This is a genomic window from Streptomyces sp. DT2A-34 (assembly GCF_030499515.1).
In the GTDB taxonomy this organism is placed as follows: domain Bacteria; phylum Actinomycetota; class Actinomycetes; order Streptomycetales; family Streptomycetaceae; genus Streptomyces.
Genome location: NZ_JASTWJ010000001.1, coordinates 8,905,845 through 8,926,228 on the forward strand (window position 1 = coordinate 8,905,845; position 20,384 = coordinate 8,926,228).

Genomic DNA, 20,384 nt, shown 5'->3' on the forward strand with positions numbered 1-20,384 from the left:
TGTCATGGCGTTCGCCGACTACCAGAACGAGATCTATCTCAACGGGTTGGGAGGTGTGCTGCCTTCCTTGCCCATGGACTTCGCGGAGCTGGAGGCCAGGGCGGAGGCCGCGCTGCCGCCGTCGGTGTGGTCCTACGTCGCGGGCGGCGCGGGGGATGAGAGCACCCAGCGGGCCAACGCCTCCGCCTTCGACCGCTGGGGGCTGATACCGCGGATGCTCGTCGGCGCCGCCGAGCGGGACCTGACTGTGGAGCTGCTGGGGATGACCCTGCCCTCCCCGGTGTTCCTCGCTCCGATCGGGGTGATCGGCATCTGCGCCCAGGACGGCCATGGCGACCTGGCCACCGCCCGCGCCGCCGCACGTACCGGCGTCCCCATGGTCGCCTCCACTCTCTCGGTCGATCCGTTGGAGCAGGTGGCGGACCAGCTCGGAGACACTCCCGGCTTCTTCCAGCTCTACACGCCCACCGACCGGGGCCTTGCCGAAAGCCTTGTCCACCGCGCCGAACAGGCCGGGTTCAAGGGCATCGTCGTCACCCTCGACACATGGATCACCGGCTGGCGCCCCCGAGACCTGGCCACGTCCAACTTCCCGCAGTTGCGCGGCCATGCCCTGGCCAACTACACCAGTGACCCGGTCTTCCGCGCCGCTCTGCGGCGTCCGCCCGAGGAGGACCCGCAGGCAGCGATCCTGCACTGGACGCAGATCTTCGGCAACCCGCTCACGTGGAACGACCTGAGCTGGCTGCGCTCGCTCACCCGTCTGCCGCTGATCGTCAAGGGCATCTGCCACCCCGAGGACGCCCGCCGCGCCAAGGACGCCGGCGTGGACGCCATCTACTGTTCCAACCACGGCGGCCGACAGGCCAACGGAGGCCTCCCCGCTCTCAACGCCCTGCCCGGCGTGGCCGAAGCCGCCGAAGGGCTTCCGGTCCTGTTCGACTCCGGCATCCGCAGCGGCGCCGACATCGTCAAGGCCCTGGCCCTGGGCGCGACCGTTGTCGGGATCGGCCGCCCCTACGCGCACGGGTGCGCGGTGGCCGGCACGGACGGCATCGTCCATGTGCTGCGAGCGCTGCTGGCCGAAGCGGACCTGATCATGGCCGTCGACGGATACCCCACGCTGAAGCACCTCGTCCCCGAGGCACTGCAGCCCGTCTGAGCGAGCGCTTCTGCGAGGTGGGCGTCAGAGCGGACGGTGACCGCCGGGGTAGTCGGTGTTCAAATGGTGGTGTGCAGAGAGAAAGACGGACTACGGATGTCCTTCCCTGTCGGCCCGGTTGACTTTCCGGGGACCAGTCGCAGTACGTCGGCGACGATTCAGCCGAACATCCTGCGCTACCTCAGTGCGGTGGTCGAGGAGCACGGCGTCGATCTGCGCCCCCTGCTGGAGCAGGTCGGTCTGGACGAGACGGTCATGCGCTCGGCGGCTCTGCGGGTCTCTTACCGTCAGGGCAGTACGGTGATCCGCCGTGCGCTGGAGCTCACCGGAGACGCGCATCTGGGGATGAAGGTGGGAGCGGCGCAGCACCCGACGGCCTGGGGCCTGCTGGGCTTCGCCCTGATGGCCAGCGACACGCTGCGACACGCCATCGAGACCGGGGTGAGGTACCAGAACCTGTCCGGAGCGATGGTGGTGTGGTCGGCAGGGCAGGCGGATGAGGGCTTCGTTCTGCGTGCCGACCTTCCTGATCCCGCCCTGGATCCGGGTGTCGCGGTCTTCCTGATGGAGGAAGGCCTGACCTCGGTGGTTGCCTTGGCCCGGTTGACCGCTGGTCCGGCGTTCACACCGGCACTGGCGGAGTTCGTCTTTCCCGAACCGGCCCAGAGTGAACCGTATGGCGCCTTCTTCGGCTGTCCGGTCCGCTTCGGCGCCCCTGTCAGCCGCCTTGTCATCGATCCCGTCTGGGCCCGGACACGGATGCCGGCCCGGGATCCGGTGACTCGTGCATCGGTGCTGGAGATGCTCGACACGCAGCTGACCTCGCGCCGCTACCAGCAGGAACTGCTGGAAGTGCTGGAGATTTCCGTAGCGCAGAGCCTTCCGGTGGTTCCCTCGTTCGCCGAGCAGGCACGCAGGCAGTCGGCCAGCGAGCGGACGCTCCGCCGTCGGCTGGCCGACTGTGGCACCACGTACGAGGCGCTCGTGGACGGGGTGCGACGGGAGCGCGTCGAGCAGCTGCTGCTGCGATCGGGACTGACGCTGCGCGATATCGCCCGTCAGTCGGGATTCTCCGACGAGCGAGCGCTGCGTCGGGCGGTGCGCCGCTGGCACGGCACCTCCACTCTGCGCCTGCGGAATCAGACGCCGGAACGCGAGGGCACGGCGACGAGCTGACTCCGGGCGGATCCGAGCTCCCGGTCAGCGGGTACGGATCCAGACGGTTTTCTCCCGGGTCCACTGCTCGAACGCGTTCGTGGATTTCTCCGCGCCGCCGAATCCCGACTCCTTCCAGCCGCCGAAGGGGGCGGTGATGTCGCCTTCGCTGTAGCAGTTGACCGAGACGACCCCCGCGTGGATGCCGCGTGCCAGACGGAAGGCGGCATCGAGGTCCCGGGTCCACACCGAGGCGGCAAGTCCGTACGCCGTGGCATTGGCCATACGGATCGCCTGAGCCTCCGTCGTGAAGGTCTGAACCGTCACGACCGGCCCGAACAACTCCTTGGTGAGCACGTCGCTGCCCTCGGGGGCTTGGGTGATCACGGTGGGCGGGTAGTAGGCGCCTAGTGCCGGCAGGTCGTCGGGGAGGCCCGCGGTATGGATGCGGGCGCCGTCGGCCCGGGCGGCCTCCACTACCTTGGCGACCCTGCTGAAGGCGGCATGGTCGATGAGCGGTCCCATCTGGGTACGGGGATGCGCCGGGTCGCCGATGACCAGTTTCTTCGCGGCAGCGGTGAAGCGGGCGAGTACCTCGTCGGCGATGCTCTCGTGCACCAGGACGCGAGAGCCGGCCGTGCAGTTCTGGCCCATCGTCAGGAACGCTGCTTCGATCATGCCGTCGATGAGTTCGTCCCCGTAGGCGATGGCGTCGGCCATCAGCACCTGAGGGCTCTTACCGCCCATTTCCAGCGAGACGCGCTTGAAGTTGCTGTCGGCCGCGTCCTTGAGGATGCGGCGGCCGACCGCGGTGGAGCCGGTGAAGGACAACGCTCCCACGACAGAGCTGCGGGCCAAGGCAGTCCCGGCGACGGGGCCGTGGCCGGGCAGTACCGTCAGGACTCCCTCCGGCAGCCCGGCCTCGGCGGCGAGGTCCGCCAGGTGCAGGGCCGAACGCGGGGTCGCCTCGGCCGGCTTGAGCAGGAGGCAGTTTCCCGCGGCGAGTGCCGGTCCGACCTTCCAGGCGGCCATGGCCAGCGGGTAGTTCCAGGGCAGGATCGCCGCCACCACCCCGACCGGCTCCCGGCTGATCAGTCCCAGGTCGTCGCGGCCGGTCGGGGCGAGGCGGCCGAAGACCTTGTCGGCCGCCTCGGCGAACCAGCGGATCGCCTCGACAGCCCCCGGTACGTCGCCCGCACGGCACTCCGCGATCGGCTTGCCCGCGTCCTCGCTGTCCAGCCGGGCCAGGATCTCGGCGTCGCGTTCCATCAGCGCGGCCAAACGCAGCAGCACCGCGGCCCGCTCCCGGACCGGCAGCCCCGACCACACTCCGGCTTCGAAGACCTGCCGCGCTTGTTCCGCCGCTTTGGCGACGTCATCGGCGGTCGCGGCGGGAAGGGTGGCGATCAGCTCACCTGTGGCGGGGTTGACCACGCGCAACATCGACGGGCTCTCCTGTCTGCTCACGCCTCCTCCACCAGTTCCCATCGGCCGTTGGCCTGACGTGCCAGACCTCTTCGACGCAAGTCCTCCAGGTAACGGGCCATGCCGCGATCACCGCGCTTGCGGAACAGGGGGAAGACCTTGGGAAGCAGGTTCGGCGCGAGCATCGCGAACCGGACCAGACGGGACTCACTCCGGTGGGGATACGCCTCCAGGCGGGGCTTGTCCAGCATGCTGACGACCGCTCTCACCACATCGGCGGGCTGTTGGGGCGGATCCTGGAACTGCAGGGCGTTCCCACCCTCCACCGCCTCCTGGCGCAGCATCCGGGTGTCGGTGGCCGAGGGCAGGACAGACCCGACCAGGATGCCCTTGTCCCGCAGATCGAGCCCGATCGCGAGCATCGCACCGCGCAGCCCGAACTTGGAGGCCGTGTAGATCGGGGTCTCGCCCAGCGGGAGGATCCCGCCGAGAGACACGGTGGTGACCACCCGGGCGTCGCCGGAGGCCCGCAGCAGCGGGATGGCGAGACGGGTCGCGATCAGGGGCGAGAGCAGATTGAGGTCGAGCTCCCGCTCGATGCTCTCGACGCCGCGCTCGTCGAAGCGTTCGGCGCTGGTCATGCCGACGTTGTTGACCAGGACGTCCAGACGGCCGTAGTCGGCAGCGACCTGGTCGAAGAGATCCTCCAGCTGGGCGCGGTCCGTCAGATCGCAGCCGATGCCGGCGTGCCCGGTGCCGGGAAGCTCCGCGGCGACCTTCTTGGCGCGCACCTCGTCGATGTCGACGACGACACAGCGGGCGCCGCCGGAGGCGAAACGGCGGCACATGGCGGTGCCGATTCCCCCCGCGCCGCCGGTCACCAGCACAATCTTGTGGGTGAAGTCGAAGCCGGTCATGAGACCGCTTCCTTCCGCCTGATGGAGGTCACCGGCGGCGGCTGGCCCTCGGTACGCCAGCCCATCCCGGCCGCGACCTTGGCGAGGTACTTCACGAAGGTACCGCTTTCGACATAGCCGGTGTGGCGGGGCGAATCCACGAACTTCAGGCCGCCGGACAGATCCGGGCGGTCGCTGCGAATCATGCGGGCGAACCGCTCCGCGTTCGGCAGGCCGTGCCTCGTGTCGTGGATGAACCCGGCGATCATCTGGGACTGCGTGTCGAAGATGCTGTAGGCCGCAGAGTTCGTCTCCACGAAACCGACGCCGAACAGCCCCTCGTGTTCCCGGGAGAACGACGACAGATACAGGTCGGGATGCTGCTCGTTGCCGAAATACTTCTGCGCGACCGGCACTTTGTGTACGTAGCCGGTGGCGAACAGGATCACGTCGAAGTCGTCGCGGGTGCCGTCGGTGAAGTGCACCGTACTGCCTTCGGCGCGGGATATGCCGGGCCTGGCCGTGAGGTCGCCGTGCTGAAGATGATGGTGCAGCGTCGAACTGAGCACCGGATGGGTCTCGAAAAGCTTGTGGTCGGGCTTCTGCAGACCCAAGCGGGTCGGGTCGCCGTTGAGAATCCGCAGGAGGGCTGCGAACAGCCTTTGCTCCAGCCACATCGGCAGCCTCGGGCCCACGGCGGCGAGTGTGTCCGCGGGGCGGCCGAAGACATGCTTGGGTATGAACCAGTAGCCACGGCGCATGCTGATCACCGCGTGGTCGGCCACCCGGGCCGCGTCGCACGCGATGTCACAGCCGGATGCTCCGGCCCCCACGACCAGCACGCGCCTGCCGCGCAGCTCGTCCGGACTGCGATAGGTGATGGCGTGACGGATCTCGCCGATGAAGTCCCCGGGAACATCGGGGAGGTTGGGATGCCACTGCGAGCCGGTACACACCACGACCTGGCCGTGGACGGTCTCCCGCCCGTCCGCCCTGGTGACGGTCCAGGTACCGTCCGCGTTCTTGTCCACCGCGCTGACCTCGGTGCCGAACTCGATCCGCTCCGCCAGCCCGTACGCCTCGGCGAACGACGTCAGATAGGACAGAATGTGCCGGTGTGAAGGGTAGTCGGCGAAATGGTCCGGCATCGGCCAGCCACCGAAAGCCGAGAGCGTCTTGCTCGAGTTGAAATGGGCCGACTCGTACATCGGACTTCCGGGGCTGTCGATGTCCCACACACCGCCGAGCCCTGTATGCCGCTCGAGATGGGTATAGGGCAGTTTTCGCTCTGCCAACGCCCTGGCTACCGCCAATCCGGCTGGTCCCGCCCCGATCACGCATGTGTCATGCGAAACACTGTTCACGACTCTGTTTCCTTTCTCGCCAGAATTCGATGGCAGTGACAGGAAATCTATTCACCCACCGTTCAGCGAGCACTGACCAGCGCGGCCATGGAGGGGGCCGCAGCGGCCACGAGGCGGGGTCTTTTCCGGCACCTGGCGTCGGTCGTGGTCTTCGAGTCCGACGTCTTGGGCCCGGTCGCGGTCGTGGTCGTGACACCAGGTACACGCGATGTCATCGCCGTGACGTAGAGTCCCGTCGCGCTGATGCGCAGATCGTTCGTCACATAATGATCAAGGGGACGATTGACCATGCCGTTCACGGCGTCGCAGGCGGTGGTGCGCCGGACTGAACGTTGGTTTGTCCGGCGTGGTGTGCCCACGATGATCGAGGGGTACGGCTTCGTCGATCACGTGCTCCCCCGGATGCTGCCGTCGCTGGCCTTCGTGGCGCTGGCCAGTCTGGTCTGGCTCGTGCCGCTCAAGTCCGCGGGTTCGGAGCGGTGGGTTCTCCTCGGCGGTGTGGCCGTGATGACGGTGGCCGTGCGGGTCATGGTCGCCGCGTTCGTCCGGCGACTGCCCCGCTTCTCGCGCAGGACCGTTGTTTCGCTCCTCGCCGCGTATGCCGCGATGCCGGTCGCGGTACCGCTGATGCAGTTCGCCGTCGACGGAGCCGTCACTCCGCCGGGGGGCAGCGTGGTCGGGCTGCTGGGGTTCGTGATCTTCTTCGCCGCCGTCTTCGTCGCCACGCTCCTGGCCGCGACGTACGGCCTTGGCGCACTGCTGCGACGGGCGATCCGACACACGGTCTTCGACCTGCGCAACAGTGTGCACCTACTGGGCCGGGCGCTGCCCGCGTTGCTCTTTGTCACCCTGTTCCTGTTCTTCACCGGCGAGCTGTGGCAGGCCATGAACCGGCTTGAGTGGTGGCGGATTTCGCTGGTTGTCGTGCTGTTCGCCGCGATCGCCGTGCTCGCCGCCGCCGCACGCCTTCGCGACGAGATCCGCCGGGTCGAGCAGGATCTGAGCCTGCCCACGCTGTCGGCGGCATGCGAGGAAACGCCCCTGGCGGATGTGCCGATCGACCGCCTGGCGCCTGATGGTCAGTTCCGCGCGATGCCACTGAGCGGACAGCAGAGCCGTAACCTGCTGCTGATGCTCGCCACCCGCCAACTCGTGCAGGCGGCGGTGGTAGGGCTGGTGCTGTTCACGTTCTTCCTCGCCTTGGGCCTGCTCGTGGTCACGCCCGAGACGGCGCAACAGTGGATCGGGGAGAAACCGGTGAGCTCGGTTCTGTTGCCCGCGGTGCCGGTCGCGATGCTGCGCAACGCCACTCTCCTCGCCGGCTTCGGCAGCATGTACTTCACCGTCACCTCGATGACCGACGCGGACCACCGGCAGCAGTTCTTCGCTCCGATCATCGACGAGATCGAACGCATGCTCGCGGTGCACGCGGTCTACCTGGCCGTGCGCGACACCGCCCCGGCCTCGCGTGGGGGCGGGGCATCCGGCGATGCTGAACTTGGCTCGGCGGGCGCGGCTCAGCGCCCGTAGACCGCGATTCGCTCCGGCAGCCCCGTCCACGCACAGGTATTCACCACACCGTCGTGCCTACGAGGCTTTCTTGTCCCGCTCCGGGGCTGCCAGGGCGAGTACAGCGCGGATGAGATCGTCCAGGCTTCGGCGGGACTGGTTCTGGTCGGCTCGGACGAGGTTCTGCAGCATGATCTCGTCGAATCCGGACACGGTCAGGTGAGCCAGGTCGCGCGGGGCGTGAATGGGGGTCCCGAGGTCGTCTTGGATGGTGGTCGAGTGAGCCTGGGCAGGCGATGCATCACGTCCGCCAGGCGCCTGGGCGATGAGTGCTTCCAGGGCACCGACCAGTACGGCGTCCTTGACGGCGAAGACGCAGTGCAGGGTGGGTCGCCAGATCTATCCCGACCCCGCGGGCGATGGCGCGGGTTGGGCTCCGGCGACAATGTCGCGGACGATGACTGTCTTGGCCGACGTCTCGACGGTCTGCTGGCGGCGGCCTCCTGCGGGCCCGAGGGCCAGTCGGCCGACCTTCTTGATGCAAGTTCATGTGACCGATCGACCAACTGTGTATCGGCGACCCGTCGGTGCACCCCTCGGTGTGGCCCAGGTCACTATTCATCCGATTGACTTGGTCGATCGACAAACTTCAGAATGGTGCCATCGCCGAGACCCGAGGCCTACGCGAACCGAGGCCGGCGAGACCGCCGCCGAGGACGATGACCAGCTCTGATACCTCCCTCGGTCCCACGAATTTCCCTTGATGTGACAGGAGAATGACCCATGACCGATATGGTCGCCGTGGCCTACCCCAACAAGAACATTGCCAACGAGGTGCTGGCCGAACTGCGCACCCTCAACACCGAACACTCCCTGCACCTGGCCGACGCGGTCCTGGTCACCCGCGACGAGGAGGGCAAGGTCAAGATTCACTCCGGGGACAGCCCGGTGGTCTCCGGCGCGGTGGGCGGTGCGCTTTGGGGCGGCCTGATCGGGTTGCTGTTTCTGCAGCCGCTGCTGGGCGCTGCGATCGGCGCCGCCACCGGAGGTGTCACCGCTGCGGTGACGGAAGACGAAGATGAGAATACGGCCTTTATCGCCCAGCTCGGCCAGCGTCTGCGTCCCGGCGGCGCGGCCGTGATCGCCCTGGTCATCGATGCCACCGAGGACAAGGTGCTGCCCCGGATCGCTCATTACGGCGGTGATCTCCTGCACACCTCACTGACCCTGGCCGAGGAGCAGCGGCTTCGATCCGCGATCAACCCCCAGCCCACCTGGACCGGCGAAACGCCCGCGTGATCCCATTCGGGGCGGCGTCAGTGGTTCTCCGCTGACGCCACCTCGCCACGCGACTACTACCGGGCCGACTGATTCCCGTGCCTGCGTCGTACACCAGATGCGCTGCGGCATCACGGCAGCCGGGCTGGCCCGGAGCGACATCCGCTGGTACCGACCGCCCGCGACGGGGGTACGGTCCTCAACCCGGCCGTGAACAGGCGTGGTCAGCAGGTCGACGGGTCCATGGTGAACTGCCGGGCCCTTCCCGGTCCCGGCGCACATGTTGACCGCCTCGTTCAGCGCCCGACGGAGCCTTACGGCGGTGTCCCACCCAGGTGACCCGCCCCGCACCCCTGGCCTCGTCCGGTGGATGCCGCCTCACCTGGTCACAGACCAAGCTGTTTCAAGTCAGATCCGTAGGTGTCGCCCACGTGGGAGCGGAGGGCTTCGGCAAAGCCCTGCGCGTCGTCGGCGCGCAGACAGGCGATGAGGTGCTCGTGCTCGGCGATGAGGGCTTCACAGCGGGCCAGGAGAGTCTCGCCGTAGCTGAAGAGCAGGAAGCGTTGACGGTCGGCGAGCCGGTCGTTGAGTTCGAGCATCACCAAATTGCCTCCGACCTCGACAAAGGAGCGATGGAAGGCGATCGTGAGTTCGATAAACCGGTTCAGGTCGCTGTCGGTGAGTGCCTGCTTCTGCTGGTTAATACTTTGCTCAAGGCGCGCGGCGAGGGCCAGCTTGTGCTCCGGTGCGGCTCGCTGCACCGACGTAGCCTCAAGAATGAGCCGGGCGTCGGCGAGGTCCTCTGTGGCCTTCTCGCTCATCCCGCGCACGAGAGCGCCGCGCTTGGGGTACACGGTGATCCATCCCTCGTCCTGAAGCCGGGCCAGTGCGGCGCGCACAGGGGTGCGGCTGACGCCCAACTCGGCGGCCAGGCCGGCCTCGCCAAGCATGGTGTCGGGTTTGTGTTTTCCATTGAGGATGCCTGCACGGATGGCTGCGTAGGCACGCTCGGAGGCGCTCTCGCTAGTCGACATGGGAACCATCTTCTCTGGTCCGGGCAGGGCGGTCAGGATGACGACCGGGGCGGGGATGTGGGGGGCGTCCTCCATGGCATGGCGCTCGAGAGTGACCTGCTGGGAGGCGCCGAGGATGCCGCTGAGCCGGGCGATTGCCGACGAGGAGTAGAACGCCCTCCCTTGCCCGATCGCGATCGTGCGGGTTAGTGCAGCTCGCGGCGTTCCTCTGCCGGCCTGGACTCAGATGGTGCGCGGATCCCTGGTATCGGCCTGGCATTGCCGAGGGCAGGGGGCCTTCCGGCAGTGCTGCTGGTGGCGACGACCGCACACACGTTGAGCCGGGCGTTGCGGGAGTGGTGGAGAAGCAGAGGCGGTAGCTTGGACGACTAGGATACATGTTGTGCCCATGTGGAATACATCGAGGGTCGGTGCCGTTAGACAGCTCAGACGAACCGCCCAAAGGCGGCGTTCCTCTCAGCAGAAAGGATCTTCCCGTGCGGCAGATCATCGTCATCGGGTCCGGCCCAGCCGGCTACACAGCGGCCCTCTACGCCGCGCGCGCTGACCTGAACCCGTTGCTGATCGCCTCCTCCGTCGAGGCGGGCGGTGAGCTGATGAACACCACCGAGGTCGAGAACTTCCCCGGCTTCCCCGAGGGGGTCGTGGGTCCCGACCTGATGGACAAGATGCAGCGGCAGGCCGAGAAGTTCGGCACCGACATCCTCTTCGAGGATGTCACCGCCGTAGACCTCTCCGGCGACGTCAAGACCGTCACCCTCGGCTCGGGCGAACAGCACCAGGCCCTCGCCGTGGTCTTCGCGACCGGGTCCGCCTACCGCAAGCTGGGCCTTGCGGACGAGGACCGGCTGTCAGGCCGAGGCGTGTCCTGGTGCGCGACCTGCGACGGGTTCTTCTTCCGCCAGCGCACGATCGCCGTCGTGGGCGGCGGCGACTCGGCGATGGAGGAGGCGAACTTCCTCACCCGCTTCGCCGACAAGGTCTACGTCATACACCGCCGCGACTCCCTGCGCGCCTCGAAGATCATGCAGGACCGCGCATTCGCCAACGACAAGATCGAGTTTGTCTGGAACGCGGAGGTCGTCTCCATCAACGGCGACGACCGCGTCACCGGCGTCACGCTGGCCGACACGCTGACCGGTGAGCGGCGTGACCTGGAGCTCCAGGGCCTGTTCATCGCGATCGGCAACGACCCGCGCGTCCACCTCGTGCACGGCCAGCTCGATCTCACCGAGGACGGCACGATCGCGGTCGCCGGCCGCAGCTCCAGGACCAACCTCGCCGGCGTGTTTGCCGCAGGCGACGTGGTCGACCCCACCTACCGCCAGGCAGTCACCGCCGCCGCGTCGGGCACGGTCGCCGCGCTCGACGCCGAGCACTACCTGACCACCCTCCCCAAGAACCTGCTGGAGAGCGCGGCGGCGGCCGCATCCAGCGAGCTCGCATCCGCCGCCTGACCCGAGAAAGAGATCCCAGAGCCATGTCAGCACGTCACGTCACGGACGCCACCTTCACGGATGACGTCCTCCTCAGCGACAAGCCCGTCCTCGTCGACTTCTGGGCGGCCTGGTGCCCGCCGTGCCGGGCCGTCGCCCCGATCCTCGACCAGCTCGCCACCGAACACGCGGACAAGATCGAGATCGTCAAGCTCAACATCGACGAGAACCCGGAGACGGCCGCACAGTACGGAATCACCTCCATCCCCACGATGAAGGTCTTCCAGGGCGGCAAGGCCGTCAAGACCGTGGTCGGCGCCCTCCCCAAGCCCGCCATCGAGGCCGAACTGGCGCCCTACCTCACCTGACCGCAGCCCCCGCACGCCCACGCCTGCCTTGTCCCCATGGCCCGTACAGCGGCTGGAGACAAGGCGGGCGGGCGGCCGGGGCACCTTGTCACCTTGCGTCGAGGGATGCCGCGGCGCTGGCCGCTGAGGCGTGCTGGGGCGGGAGGTGAGCGCGCTGATGTTGAGCTGGGTGGGGGTGGGTCAGGCGTTCACCCTCGATGTCCACGTTGGGCAGCTATCGGTGCAGAAAGCGGGGCAGCCACCACACCTTGTCGCCGAGGACGGCCATGACGGCGGGCACCAGGGTCATCCGGACGACGAAGGCGTCCAGCAGGACGCCGATGGCCAGTGCGAAGCCCGTGCCCTTGATGACCTGCAGCTCGGCGAAGATGAAGGAACCGAAAACGGCGATCCTGATGAGAACGGCTGCGGTGACCACCTGTGAGCTGTGGCCGAAGCCGTGGACCATCGCCTGTGTTGGCGGCTTTCCGTGTTTGTACTCCTCGCGCATGCGGGAGACCAGGAAGACTCCGTAGTCCATGGCAAGTCCGAACACGATGCCGACCAGCAGCATCGGCAGGAAGCACAGCACGAGGCCTGTCTGGGTGATGCCGAACAGATCGGAGAGCCAGCCCCACTGGAAGACCGCCACCAGTGCCCCCAGGGAGGCACCGAGCGAAAGCGGCAATCCCAGGGCGGCCTTGACCGGGACAGCGATGGAGCGAAAGTCCACGATCAGCAACAGCAGCGCCAGGCCCATCACCAGCAGGCAGTAGACGGGCCGAGCGCCGGAGAGCTTGTCGGCGACGTCGATGTTCACCGCAGTGCTGCAGGTGACGTTGAGGCTGGAACCGGTCTGCTCCTCGATGCCGCCCCGCATCTTGCGGATCTCGCTCAGCAGGTCCTTGGTGGCCTCCGATCCGGGCCACTGGACGGGGTGACGCTGACCAGCACGGCCTGACCGGATGCCGTCGGCAGGGGAGACGACACCGACGCCACTCCCGGCAGCTCCTTCACCTGCGCGGCGAGGTCGTTCACGGCCGTCAACGTGGTGGTCTTGTTCTCGCCCTGGGCCAGGACGGTCAAGGTGCCGCTGTAACCGGGACCGAAACCCTTGTCGATGAATTTCTGCGCTCGCCCCGCGGAGCTGTTTGGGTCCGGCCCACCGCCGAGTCCGAGCTGCAGGTCCGTCGCCGGGGGGCCATGACCAAGACCGAGCACACACGCGACCACGACCAGCCACTTGCGGCGGGCGGTCACGGTCGCCCACCGCAGCCCGAGGCTCGGCCTGCCCCCTGCGGCGAGCCGCCGCTGTGTGCGCTGGGCCGAGCGGCGTAGCACGGGCGCGGTACTGGTGGCGATACGCCGGCCCTCGAGGCCCAGGACGGCCGGGAGCAGGGTGACGGCGATCAGTACGGAGACGACCACAGTCAGAGTTGCGCCCAGGCCCATGACGGTGAGAAAGGGGATGTTTTCATCACAGACAGTGCGGACAGCGCGATCACGACCGTGACACCGGCGAAGACCACTGCGCCGCCGGCCGTGCCCGTCGCAAGGCCGGCCGACTGCTCCGCATCGGGGGCCGAGTAATGCACGTGCCGGGGCTGGCGATCGAAGGTCCACCACCCAGCACTACGGACGCGGGAACGCGCCTGGCTACCGCGCTGCCTTCCCGCGCAGGTCAGCGCCGAGTTCCGTTACGATCTGCGCCAGAGTGGGCGTCTCGACGCCGTGCGCCTCCGCCGCTCGTAGCACCGAGCCGCCGATCGCGTCCAACTCAAGCGGTCGGCCCGCTTCGGCGTCGCGCTGCATAGAGGATTTCATCGCGGCGGGCGCTTGGTCGAACATCGCCAGAATGCGGGCGGCGTCGACCGGTCCCCCTGCGGCGCGCGCCACGGAGGTGATCTCGCGGATGAGGGTGAGCAGTTCTGGCCGGCAACGAGCGCGTACGTCGCCGACCGTTGCGCCGTAGCGGGTAGTGAGCAGGGCCATGGGAGCGAGGAAGCATAGCTTGTCCCAGAGCATGGCGGTCTCGTCGCGTCGGAGAGACACGGAGAACCCGGCGCCTTCGAGGAGCACGGCAAGGTGGTCGAGGCCGGCGCGGGCTGCTGGCGCCACGGGGACGGCGAGTTCTATGGCGGCGAAGGGGCTGGTGTGCTCGATTCGCCCGGGTGCGACCTTCGTCGACTCGACCTTGATGGTCGCGGCGATCACCCGCTCGGCGCGGTAGCGGGCGCGAAGCGGGGGCAGGTGGTCGATGCCGTTGAGGAGCGGTACGACCAGGCCGGAGCCAAGGACGCGCGGGTCGACGCGGTTCAGCGCCGTGCTGAGGGCAGTCTCCTTCACCGCGACTAGGCAGACGTCGACCTGATCGCGGAGCTGGGTGTCGGCTTTGACGGGGACAGTGAAGTCACCGAATCGATTGCTGCGGACGGTGAGGCCCTCCGTGCGCAACGCCTGGGTGGTGTCCGGCCCGGCCAGGCACACCACGCGGTGTCCGGCTCGGGCCAGTAGGGCGGCCGCCAGCCCTCCGACGCCGCCGGGGCCGAGTACCGCCACGGTTGAAGGGTTCGTGTTCACATGATTCTCCTGAGGTGAGATTGTCGGGGTCGGTTAGCCTGGCGCGGCTCACCGTTGGTGCAGAGGGGGTGGACCAGATGGTTCGCTGACGTCGCGCGGGCAGACAACGTTGACCGTCGATCTTGTCTGGCGCTCGCTGCCCCGGGCAACCCCCGTCGGAGGGCTGATCCCCACGCAAGCGCTTCTCACTCTGTCCCATCGCAGCGCTCGGGGAGATCCCTCCAGGCGCCCCGGTGCAGGCACCGACGAGGCGTATCGTGGCGTCACCTGGGACGTCCACGACCACCTGGGTAGGTACTGCGATCCACCGTGGCCTCATCAGAACCTCGTCAACCTCGTCGACGTTCGAGTCGGAATAGATGAGGCGCCGGTCCGGGAAGGGCTGGCCGTCCACGGGAACTGCCGAGGGCCAGGGCGCCGCCACTACGGAGCAGGCCAGCTTAGCTGTGAACCGCATCAGCTACGTCTTCAACGTGGCGCGCTCGCGGGCAGCGCGTACCGCGGCGGACAGGCTCGTGATGTCGTATGCGCCGTGGTGTCGGCGGCCGTTGATGAAGAAGGTGGGCGTTCCTGCCACGCTGCTGAGGTCTGCGGACTCGATGTCCTCGGCGACCCGCGACGCCCCCGCGGCCGCACGCAGGTCTCGTTCGAAGCGGGCCGTGTCGAGCCCGATGGCGGAGGCGTAGGCGCGCAGGTCTTCGAACCGCAGGGCGCTCTGGTGGCTGATCAGCAGGTCGTGCATATCCCAGTAGCGGTCCTGCAGCGCGGCGGCCTCGGCAGCTTCGGCGGCGAGCCGGGCGTGGACGTGGACGTCGGTCAGCGGCAGGTGGCGCCACACGTAGCGCACGTCCCCGAAGTCGGCGAGGAGTTCACGGACGACGGGTTCGGCCTGCCCGCAGTAGGGGCACTCGTAGTCGCCGTATTCCACGACGGTCACCGGGGCGTGCCGTGGTCCTCGTACGTGGTCGCGGTCGGGGTCGACGGGTACGGCGAGGTCGACGATCGATTCCGCCTTTCCGAGCAGTGCCCGTCGTCGCGGCGAAGGCGGCAGCAGGCCGATCACGGTGGTGACGATCCGAGACGTGAGGAAGGACAGGAGCAGGGTGCTCAGGATGCCGATCTTGGCGTCGTCGAGGTGCGTGCCGTCGAAGGCGAGCGTCGCGATGAGGAGGGAGACGGTGAAGCCGGCCCCGGACAGTGTCCCTGCTGCGGTTGCGGCCCCCCAGCCGACCGGGAGCCGGATCCGCCCGTGGGAGGTGATAGTGGTCAGCGCGGATGCGCCCACGATACCGAGCGGCTTGCCGACGGCGTAGGCGATGAGGATGCCCAGGGTGACGGGCGAGGTGAAGGCTCGTGCGACCTGGTCACCGGTGATTTCGATGCCCGCGTTGGCCAGGGCGAACAGCGGGACCACCAGATAGCTGGTCCAGGGGTGGTACAGGCGTTGCAGGCGGTCGTTGGGGGAGAGCGCGGAGGCGATGCCGGCGCGTACGTGCCGCTCCAGCTCGGGGGTGGGCTGCTCGCGGAACAGCCGGAACAGGCCGCTGGCGTGCTCCAGGTCGGCGCGCGAGGCCGGGTAGGCGTAGGTGAGCAGCCCCATGGCGAGACCGATGACGATCGGGTCCACCCCTGATTCGAGCAGGGCGACCCAGGCGACGAGGCCCAGCAGTGCGTACACGGCGCCGTGCCGCACGCCGAGCTTCCGGGCGAGCAGAATGACCGTGAAGGTGCTGACTGCGACGAGCAGCGCCGGCACGGTGAGGTGGTCGCTGTAGGCGAAGGCGATGACGCCGAGGGCGAGGAAGTCGTCGACCACGGTCATCATGAGGATGAAGACACGCAGTCCGGGCGGCATGCGCCGGCCGACGACGGCCAGTATGCCCAGCGCGAAGGCCGTGTCGGTGGACATCGCCACGCCCCAGCCTGCCGCCGTCCCCTGTCCGGCGTTGATCGCCAGGTACAGGGCGATGGGCACGATCATGCCGCTGAGCCCCGCGGCTAGCGGGAGGGCCAGCCGCTTGCGTTCACGCAGCTCCCCCATGTCGAACTCGCGGCGTGCTTCCAGGCCGACGACGAAGAAGAACAGTGTCATCAGGCCGCTGTTGACCCACTCGCGCAGGCCGAGTGAGATCCCGTGCGAGCCGAAGCGGACGGACAGGTGAGTGTGCCAGAACGACTCGTACGCCGATGGTGCCGCGTTCGCCCAGACGAGCGCGGCGAGCGCCGCTGTCACCAGGACGGCGGCGCCTCCGGTCTCGGTGCGCAGGAAGTCGCGCAGAGGGGAGTGGGAGGCGCTGCCGCACGCGGTCTGCCCGGTGTAGGCGGTGGCTTCGAAGGACATGGGCGGTCCCTCCTACGACAGTGCGCGCATGGCGCCGACCGTCAGGCGAACTCGGGTGTCATGGCTGCTGCCATCTTCAGGTGCACAGCTGCTTCTTCGCTTCTGCCGAGGCGCTGGAGAGTACGCCCGAGCATCAGCCTCGTATACGAGTCGTCCGGCGCGTCCGCGACCAGCTGCCGCAGCACATCGTGGGCCCGTGACAGCTGGGCCGAGTGGAAGTAGCCGCGGGCGGCGAGGCGTCGGACGTTCAGGTCGTCGCCGTGGCGGGCGAGCAGAGGCTGGAGCAGGGTGAGGGCGCCCAAGGGGTCGCGCTGGTCCAGCAGGGATTCCGACCAGCGCAGGCGCTGGACCTCTTCGGGTATCTCCCGCGTGCGTACGCCCGCTGCCTCGGTGAGGAAGTCGGCCATCACCTCGGCAGGCTGTGCGCCGGCGAGCGCCCGGTCGCCGACCACGATCGTGGGCGAGGTCGCGATGCCCCGGGCCTTGCCGATCAGGAGGAGTTCACGTACCTCGCGGTCGGCGGCTCCGCTGTCCAGGAGCGCGCCGCCGGGGAACCCGGCCCGGTCGGCGATGCCCTGGAGCAGGCGGCGGTCGCTGATGTCGAGGTGGTCGAGGAAGTGCGCCTTCAGGACCTGCTCGGCGACCTGGTCCTGCAGGACGCTGCCGCCGTGTTCGTAGGCCAGGGTGAGGAGATGGTGGGCGTCAAAGCTGCCGGCCCGCCAGGCGGCTCCCCACTCCGGGCCGAACCCCTCCTCGGCGGCGACCTGAGAAACGAGCACCCGGCTCTGCGCCGGAGACGGACCGAGGGTGCATGAGGCCGCGGCGCCGTCCGCAACCGCGGCGGCGGACGACTCGTCCACCGGGGTGGCCTGCGAGGGAGCGGTCGGGTCGATCCGGTACGGCCGCCACACCACCTCGGCGTCGAGGCCGGCCAGCGCCGGGCAGGCCAGCGCCTTCTCCAGGCGCCGCTTGCCGATGTAGGCCCACGGGCAGACCATGTCCGCCCACACTTCGATTCGCATGGCGGTCGTCTCCTGTCGCGTCCTGCGTTGTGTCACTGCTGGTAGCGCTCGACGGTGCGGGCCTCGCGGACGTGGGCCTCATCGGGGTCCTGGCCGAACTCGCGGCGGGCGGCACGCTGGCGCAGCAGGTCCCAGCACTGGTCGAGGGTCTGTTCCACGGTCGTGAGCCGGGATCGCCTGTCGGCGGTGGTGTCCGCCTGCCCGTCACGCAGTTCGTGTTCCTCGCGTACGAGCTCGTCGATGCGGCGGTAGATGTCCCGTTCCTGCACGGGAGTGCCTTTCTCGGGCCGGTCTGAACGCACGTGGCGCGTCCAGCGGTCTTGCTGGTGGACAGCGAGGCCAGGGGCGGGCCCGGCGGCCGGGCCCGCCTTCCCTGACGCGGCTGTCCTGCCTGGGGCTACTGCCCCTGCTTCTTCTGCTCCTCGGCGATCTGCTTACGCACCTCGTCCATGTCGATCTTCCGCGACTGTGCGATCAGGTCCTCCAGGGCGGACTCGGGCAGCGCGCCGGGCTGGGAGAAAATGGCGACCTTGTCCCGGATGATCGCAAGCGTCGGGATCGACTGGACGGAGAAAGCCTGCGCGAGCTCCGGCTGCGCCTCGGTGTCGACCTTGCCGAAGACGAGATCGGGGTGACGCTCCGACGCGGCCTCGAAGACCGGGCCGAACATGCGGCACGGCGGGCACCATTCCGCCCAGAAGTCGACGAGGACGAAGTCGTTCTTCGACACGATCTCGTCGAAGTTCTCCTTGGTGAGTTCCAGAGTGCTCACGGGTTGCTCCCTTTCGGGTCGATGGGTTGTGTCAGAGCTGGGTGCTGCCGCCGTCGACGGGCAGGTCGGCTCCGGTCATGTAGCTGTTGTCGTCGGAGGCGAGGAACAGGACGGCTTTCGCGATCTCCTCCGGTTCGGCCAGGCGGCCCATGGGGACGGTGCCGGCGAGTCCGGCGCGCACGGCCTCGCCGTCGGCGGCGGTCTGGCCGGCGTACAGGCCGTCGAGGATGGGGGTCTCGACCGGCCCGGGGCTGACGGAGTTGACCCGGATGCCGCGGCCCTTGAGTTCGGCGGCCCAGCTGCGGGCGTAGGAGCGCACGGCGGCCTTGCTGGCCGAGTAGGCCGTGAAGTCGGGCCAGCCCAGCCGGTGGCCGACACCCGACATGAGGACGATGGATCCTCCGTCGTTGAGCAGGGGCAACGCCTTCTGCACGGTGAAGAAGGTGCCGCGGGCGTTGATGGAGAAGACCTTGTCGAAGTGCTCGGGCGTGGCCTGGGGCAGGGTGGCCGCCTCGGCGATGCCGGCGTTGCTGAAGATGATGTCGACGGAGCCGCGCTCCTCCTTCACCCGCGCCCACAGCCGGTCGAGGTCGTCGAGGTCGGCGATGTCGCCCCGCACGGTGGCGACGTTGTCGCCGATCTCGGCCTCGGCCTTGGCGAGCTCCTCCTCGCGCCGGCCGGTGATGTAGACGTACGCGCCCTCGGCGACGAACTTCTTCGCGGTCTCCAGGCCGATGCCGCTGCTGCCACCCGTGATGACCGCGGTCTTGCCGTCCAGCTTGCCCATGGGGTGATCCCCGCTTTCTTGATTAGTGGTCGCTAAAGAAGAGGACGCTCTACACTGTAGCGAGCCCTAAAGAAAAAGCAAGCCGGAGCCCACGAGGCCGGTCCGGGAGGGAGGTCGGGAGATGCCGAGAGGACGCAAGCGCATGTTCGACGAGGACGCCGCGCTGCAGACGGCCATGGAACTGTTCTGGCGCCAGGGGTACGAAGGCACCTCGATCGCCGACATCACGCAGGCACTCGGCATCCAGCCGCCCAGCCTGTACGCGGCCTTCGGCAGCAAACGAGAGCTGTTCGAGAAGGCGCTCGACCGGTACATGGCCAGGCCGACCGCCGATCTGCGGGAGGCTATGGCGCGGCCGACCGCTCGCGAGGTCGCGCTGCATCTCCTGACGAGCAGGGTGGAGGCGTTCATTGCCCCCGGTTTGCCGCGCGGCTGCATGACCGTGCGGGCGGGGCTCGCGTGCGGCGAGGCGCACAGCGACGTCGTCGACCTTCTCGCGGCCGTGCGGGAAGAGACTCGGAAGACGGTGCTGGAGCGGTTCGAGAAGGCGGTCGCCGACGGTGACCTGCCGGCCGGGACCGACTGCGGCGCCCTGGCCCGCTGCCTCATGGCCACCATCTACGGGCTCAGTGTCGAGGCCGCGTCCGGCGCCCCGCGGGAGGAGCTGCTGGCGGCTGCCACCTTCGCCGCGCAGCTGGTACCGGCCGGCTGACCTTCCCGGCCTCGGACCCGGGCGTCGCCGGGGCTACGGCCGTGCGGGCAGGGGGTGCGTGGCGGCGACCTGTTTCATGACGATGCTGGAGTTGATGTGCTGCGCACCCGGCAGCTGCGTCAGCGTTCCCTCGTAGAGACGCTGGTCCGCGAGGAGGTCCGCTGCGACCACGCGCAGCAGGTAGCCCGGGTCGCCGAAGAGGCGCTGCGCCTCCACGACGTCAGGGATCGCGGCGACGGCCTCGTCGAACGCCGTCAAGGTGTCCGCCGCCTCCTGGTGCAGGCTGACGAACGTCAGGACCTTAAAGCTGAGGCCGATCGCGGCGGCGTCCACGGCCACGTGATAGCCGCTGATGACACCGTCTGCGCTCCAGCTCGCGCAGGCGCCGCTGACAGCGGGAGATGGTCAGTCGCACCAGGTCGGCCAGTTCGGTGATCGATAGTCGCCCGTCCTGCTGCAGCTCCGCAAGGATCTGTTAATCTACGGCGCCCATGCGCGAAATCTTCGCTGGGGAGCGCCTCAGTGAGCAAAAGAGGCAAACAGTTCGTCTGGCCTTCTGTCTAT

Annotated in this window: 20 protein-coding genes and 1 pseudogene; 7 read left to right on the top strand and 14 right to left on the bottom strand. The window is 68.4% G+C overall.

Going from position 1 to position 20,384, the window contains the following annotated elements; genetic code table 11:
- Positions 1–4: 4 nt before the first annotated feature.
- Both QQM39_RS39585 and QQM39_RS39590 read left to right on the top strand, forming a co-directional pair.
- Positions 5–1,162 (top strand): alpha-hydroxy-acid oxidizing protein, encoded by a 1,158-nt coding sequence (locus QQM39_RS39585; RefSeq protein WP_302002426.1) that lies wholly within the window; start codon positions 5–7, stop codon positions 1,160–1,162.
- Between the two features lie 96 nt (positions 1,163–1,258).
- Positions 1,259–2,338, top strand: a complete 1,080-nt coding sequence (locus QQM39_RS39590) for an AraC family transcriptional regulator (protein ID WP_302002427.1) — start codon at positions 1,259–1,261, stop codon at positions 2,336–2,338.
- Positions 2,339–2,362: 24 nt separating this feature from the next.
- Here the strand turns inward: QQM39_RS39590 and QQM39_RS39595 are convergent, their stop codons facing one another.
- From QQM39_RS39595 to QQM39_RS39605, 3 genes are read right to left on the bottom strand one after another with little or no spacing between them, the layout of a single operon-like run.
- The gene (locus QQM39_RS39595; protein ID WP_302002428.1) at positions 2,363–3,805 is read right to left on the bottom strand and encodes an aldehyde dehydrogenase family protein; all 1,443 of its coding nucleotides are present in this window, start codon (positions 3,803–3,805) and stop codon (positions 2,363–2,365) included.
- On the bottom strand, positions 3,781–4,659 hold the full coding sequence (locus QQM39_RS39600; protein WP_302002429.1) for an SDR family oxidoreductase: 879 nt from the start codon (positions 4,657–4,659) through the stop codon (positions 3,781–3,783). Before QQM39_RS39600 ends, QQM39_RS39595 begins: the two co-directional genes overlap by 25 nt.
- Entirely contained in the window at positions 4,656–5,975 is a 1,320-nt protein-coding gene (locus QQM39_RS39605; protein WP_302003886.1) for an NAD(P)/FAD-dependent oxidoreductase, read from the bottom strand. Before QQM39_RS39605 ends, QQM39_RS39600 begins: the two co-directional genes overlap by 4 nt.
- Before the next feature lie 315 nt (positions 5,976–6,290).
- Here QQM39_RS39605 and QQM39_RS39610 point away from each other — a divergent pair, with 315 nt between their 5' ends.
- Positions 6,291–7,532: a hypothetical protein gene (locus QQM39_RS39610; RefSeq protein ID WP_302002430.1), complete on the top strand. Its 1,242-nt coding sequence runs from the start codon at positions 6,291–6,293 to the stop codon at positions 7,530–7,532.
- A gap of 57 nt (positions 7,533–7,589) precedes the next feature.
- Here QQM39_RS39610 and QQM39_RS39615 read toward each other — a convergent pair whose 3' ends face one another.
- The gene (locus tag QQM39_RS39615; protein WP_302002431.1) at positions 7,590–7,724 is read right to left on the bottom strand and encodes a hypothetical protein; all 135 of its coding nucleotides are present in this window, start codon (positions 7,722–7,724) and stop codon (positions 7,590–7,592) included.
- A 570-nt stretch (positions 7,725–8,294) separates the two neighbouring features.
- Here QQM39_RS39615 and QQM39_RS39620 point away from each other — a divergent pair.
- Positions 8,295–8,810 carry a DUF1269 domain-containing protein gene (locus QQM39_RS39620; protein WP_302002432.1) on the top strand — a complete coding sequence of 172 codons (516 nt, stop codon included), beginning with the start codon at positions 8,295–8,297 and terminating at the stop codon, positions 8,808–8,810.
- Positions 8,811–9,175: 365 nt separating this feature from the next.
- Here QQM39_RS39620 and QQM39_RS39625 read toward each other — a convergent pair whose 3' ends face one another.
- A complete protein-coding gene (locus QQM39_RS39625; protein WP_302002433.1) occupies positions 9,176–9,898 on the bottom strand; it encodes a GntR family transcriptional regulator in 723 nt (240 codons plus the stop codon).
- Between the two features lie 401 nt (positions 9,899–10,299).
- Here QQM39_RS39625 and trxB point away from each other — a divergent pair, with 401 nt between their 5' ends.
- Both trxB and trxA (QQM39_RS39635) read left to right on the top strand, forming a co-directional pair.
- Positions 10,300–11,280, top strand: a complete 981-nt coding sequence (gene trxB, locus QQM39_RS39630) for a thioredoxin-disulfide reductase (RefSeq protein WP_302002434.1) — start codon at positions 10,300–10,302, stop codon at positions 11,278–11,280.
- A gap of 23 nt (positions 11,281–11,303) precedes the next feature.
- Positions 11,304–11,627 (top strand): thioredoxin, encoded by a 324-nt coding sequence (gene trxA, locus QQM39_RS39635; protein ID WP_302002435.1) that lies wholly within the window; start codon positions 11,304–11,306, stop codon positions 11,625–11,627.
- Between the two features lie 214 nt (positions 11,628–11,841).
- Here trxA (QQM39_RS39635) and QQM39_RS39640 read toward each other — a convergent pair whose 3' ends face one another.
- The 8 genes from QQM39_RS39640 to QQM39_RS39680 all read right to left on the bottom strand — a co-directional run bounded on the left by QQM39_RS39640 (position 11,842) and on the right by QQM39_RS39680 (position 19,108).
- The gene (locus QQM39_RS39640) at positions 11,842–12,573 is read right to left on the bottom strand and encodes an MMPL family transporter (RefSeq protein WP_302003887.1); all 732 of its coding nucleotides are present in this window, start codon (positions 12,571–12,573) and stop codon (positions 11,842–11,844) included.
- Positions 12,501–13,058 (bottom strand): hypothetical protein, encoded by a 558-nt coding sequence (locus QQM39_RS39645; protein WP_302002436.1) that lies wholly within the window; start codon positions 13,056–13,058, stop codon positions 12,501–12,503. The genes QQM39_RS39640 and QQM39_RS39645 overlap by 73 nt, the downstream gene beginning before the upstream one ends.
- Positions 13,059–13,262: 204 nt before the next feature.
- On the bottom strand, positions 13,263–14,186 hold the full coding sequence (locus QQM39_RS39655; protein ID WP_302002437.1) for a ketopantoate reductase family protein: 924 nt from the start codon (positions 14,184–14,186) through the stop codon (positions 13,263–13,265).
- 460 nt (positions 14,187–14,646) lie between these two features.
- Positions 14,647–16,527, bottom strand: coding sequence for a Na+/H+ antiporter NhaA (gene nhaA / locus QQM39_RS39660; RefSeq protein ID WP_302002438.1), 1,881 nt, complete (start codon positions 16,525–16,527; stop codon positions 14,647–14,649).
- Between the two features lie 41 nt (positions 16,528–16,568).
- The gene (locus QQM39_RS39665) at positions 16,569–17,549 is read right to left on the bottom strand and encodes a DsbA family protein (RefSeq protein WP_302002439.1); all 981 of its coding nucleotides are present in this window, start codon (positions 17,547–17,549) and stop codon (positions 16,569–16,571) included.
- Between the two features lie 32 nt (positions 17,550–17,581).
- Entirely contained in the window at positions 17,582–17,818 is a 237-nt protein-coding gene (locus QQM39_RS39670; RefSeq protein ID WP_302002440.1) for a DUF2630 family protein, read from the bottom strand.
- Between the two features lie 128 nt (positions 17,819–17,946).
- A complete protein-coding gene (gene trxA / locus QQM39_RS39675; protein WP_302002441.1) occupies positions 17,947–18,321 on the bottom strand; it encodes a thioredoxin in 375 nt (124 codons plus the stop codon).
- Positions 18,322–18,352: 31 nt separating this feature from the next.
- On the bottom strand, positions 18,353–19,108 hold the full coding sequence (locus QQM39_RS39680; RefSeq protein WP_302002442.1) for an SDR family NAD(P)-dependent oxidoreductase: 756 nt from the start codon (positions 19,106–19,108) through the stop codon (positions 18,353–18,355).
- Positions 19,109–19,229: 121 nt separating this feature from the next.
- Here QQM39_RS39680 and QQM39_RS39685 point away from each other — a divergent pair, with 121 nt between their 5' ends.
- The gene (locus tag QQM39_RS39685; RefSeq protein ID WP_302002443.1) at positions 19,230–19,820 is read left to right on the top strand and encodes a TetR/AcrR family transcriptional regulator; all 591 of its coding nucleotides are present in this window, start codon (positions 19,230–19,232) and stop codon (positions 19,818–19,820) included.
- 33 nt (positions 19,821–19,853) lie between these two features.
- On the opposite strand, the pseudogene QQM39_RS39690 reads toward QQM39_RS39685, so the two are convergent.
- Positions 19,854–20,292, bottom strand: a pseudogene (locus QQM39_RS39690) (Lrp/AsnC family transcriptional regulator).
- Positions 20,293–20,384 lie beyond the last annotated feature (92 nt).

Coding starts and splice junctions, on each gene's coding strand:
- QQM39_RS39595 (WP_302002428.1), bottom strand. CDS start 3,805: ATGGGAACTGGTGGAGGAGGCGTGAGCAGACAGGAGAGCCCGTCGATG.
- QQM39_RS39610 (WP_302002430.1), top strand. CDS start 6,291: ATGCCGTTCACGGCGTCGCAGGCGGTGGTGCGCCGGACTGAACGTTGG.
- QQM39_RS39590 (WP_302002427.1), top strand. CDS start 1,259: ATGTCCTTCCCTGTCGGCCCGGTTGACTTTCCGGGGACCAGTCGCAGT.
- QQM39_RS39685 (WP_302002443.1), top strand. CDS start 19,230: ATGCCGAGAGGACGCAAGCGCATGTTCGACGAGGACGCCGCGCTGCAG.
- QQM39_RS39645 (WP_302002436.1), bottom strand. CDS start 13,058: ATGGGCCTGGGCGCAACTCTGACTGTGGTCGTCTCCGTACTGATCGCC.
- trxA (WP_302002435.1), top strand. CDS start 11,304: ATGTCAGCACGTCACGTCACGGACGCCACCTTCACGGATGACGTCCTC.
- QQM39_RS39680 (WP_302002442.1), bottom strand. CDS start 19,108: ATGGGCAAGCTGGACGGCAAGACCGCGGTCATCACGGGTGGCAGCAGC.
- nhaA (WP_302002438.1), bottom strand. CDS start 16,527: ATGTCCTTCGAAGCCACCGCCTACACCGGGCAGACCGCGTGCGGCAGC.
- QQM39_RS39585 (WP_302002426.1), top strand. CDS start 5: ATGGCGTTCGCCGACTACCAGAACGAGATCTATCTCAACGGGTTGGGA.
- QQM39_RS39620 (WP_302002432.1), top strand. CDS start 8,295: ATGACCGATATGGTCGCCGTGGCCTACCCCAACAAGAACATTGCCAAC.
- QQM39_RS39600 (WP_302002429.1), bottom strand. CDS start 4,659: ATGACCGGCTTCGACTTCACCCACAAGATTGTGCTGGTGACCGGCGGC.
- QQM39_RS39665 (WP_302002439.1), bottom strand. CDS start 17,549: ATGCGAATCGAAGTGTGGGCGGACATGGTCTGCCCGTGGGCCTACATC.
- QQM39_RS39625 (WP_302002433.1), bottom strand. CDS start 9,898: ATGGAGGACGCCCCCCACATCCCCGCCCCGGTCGTCATCCTGACCGCC.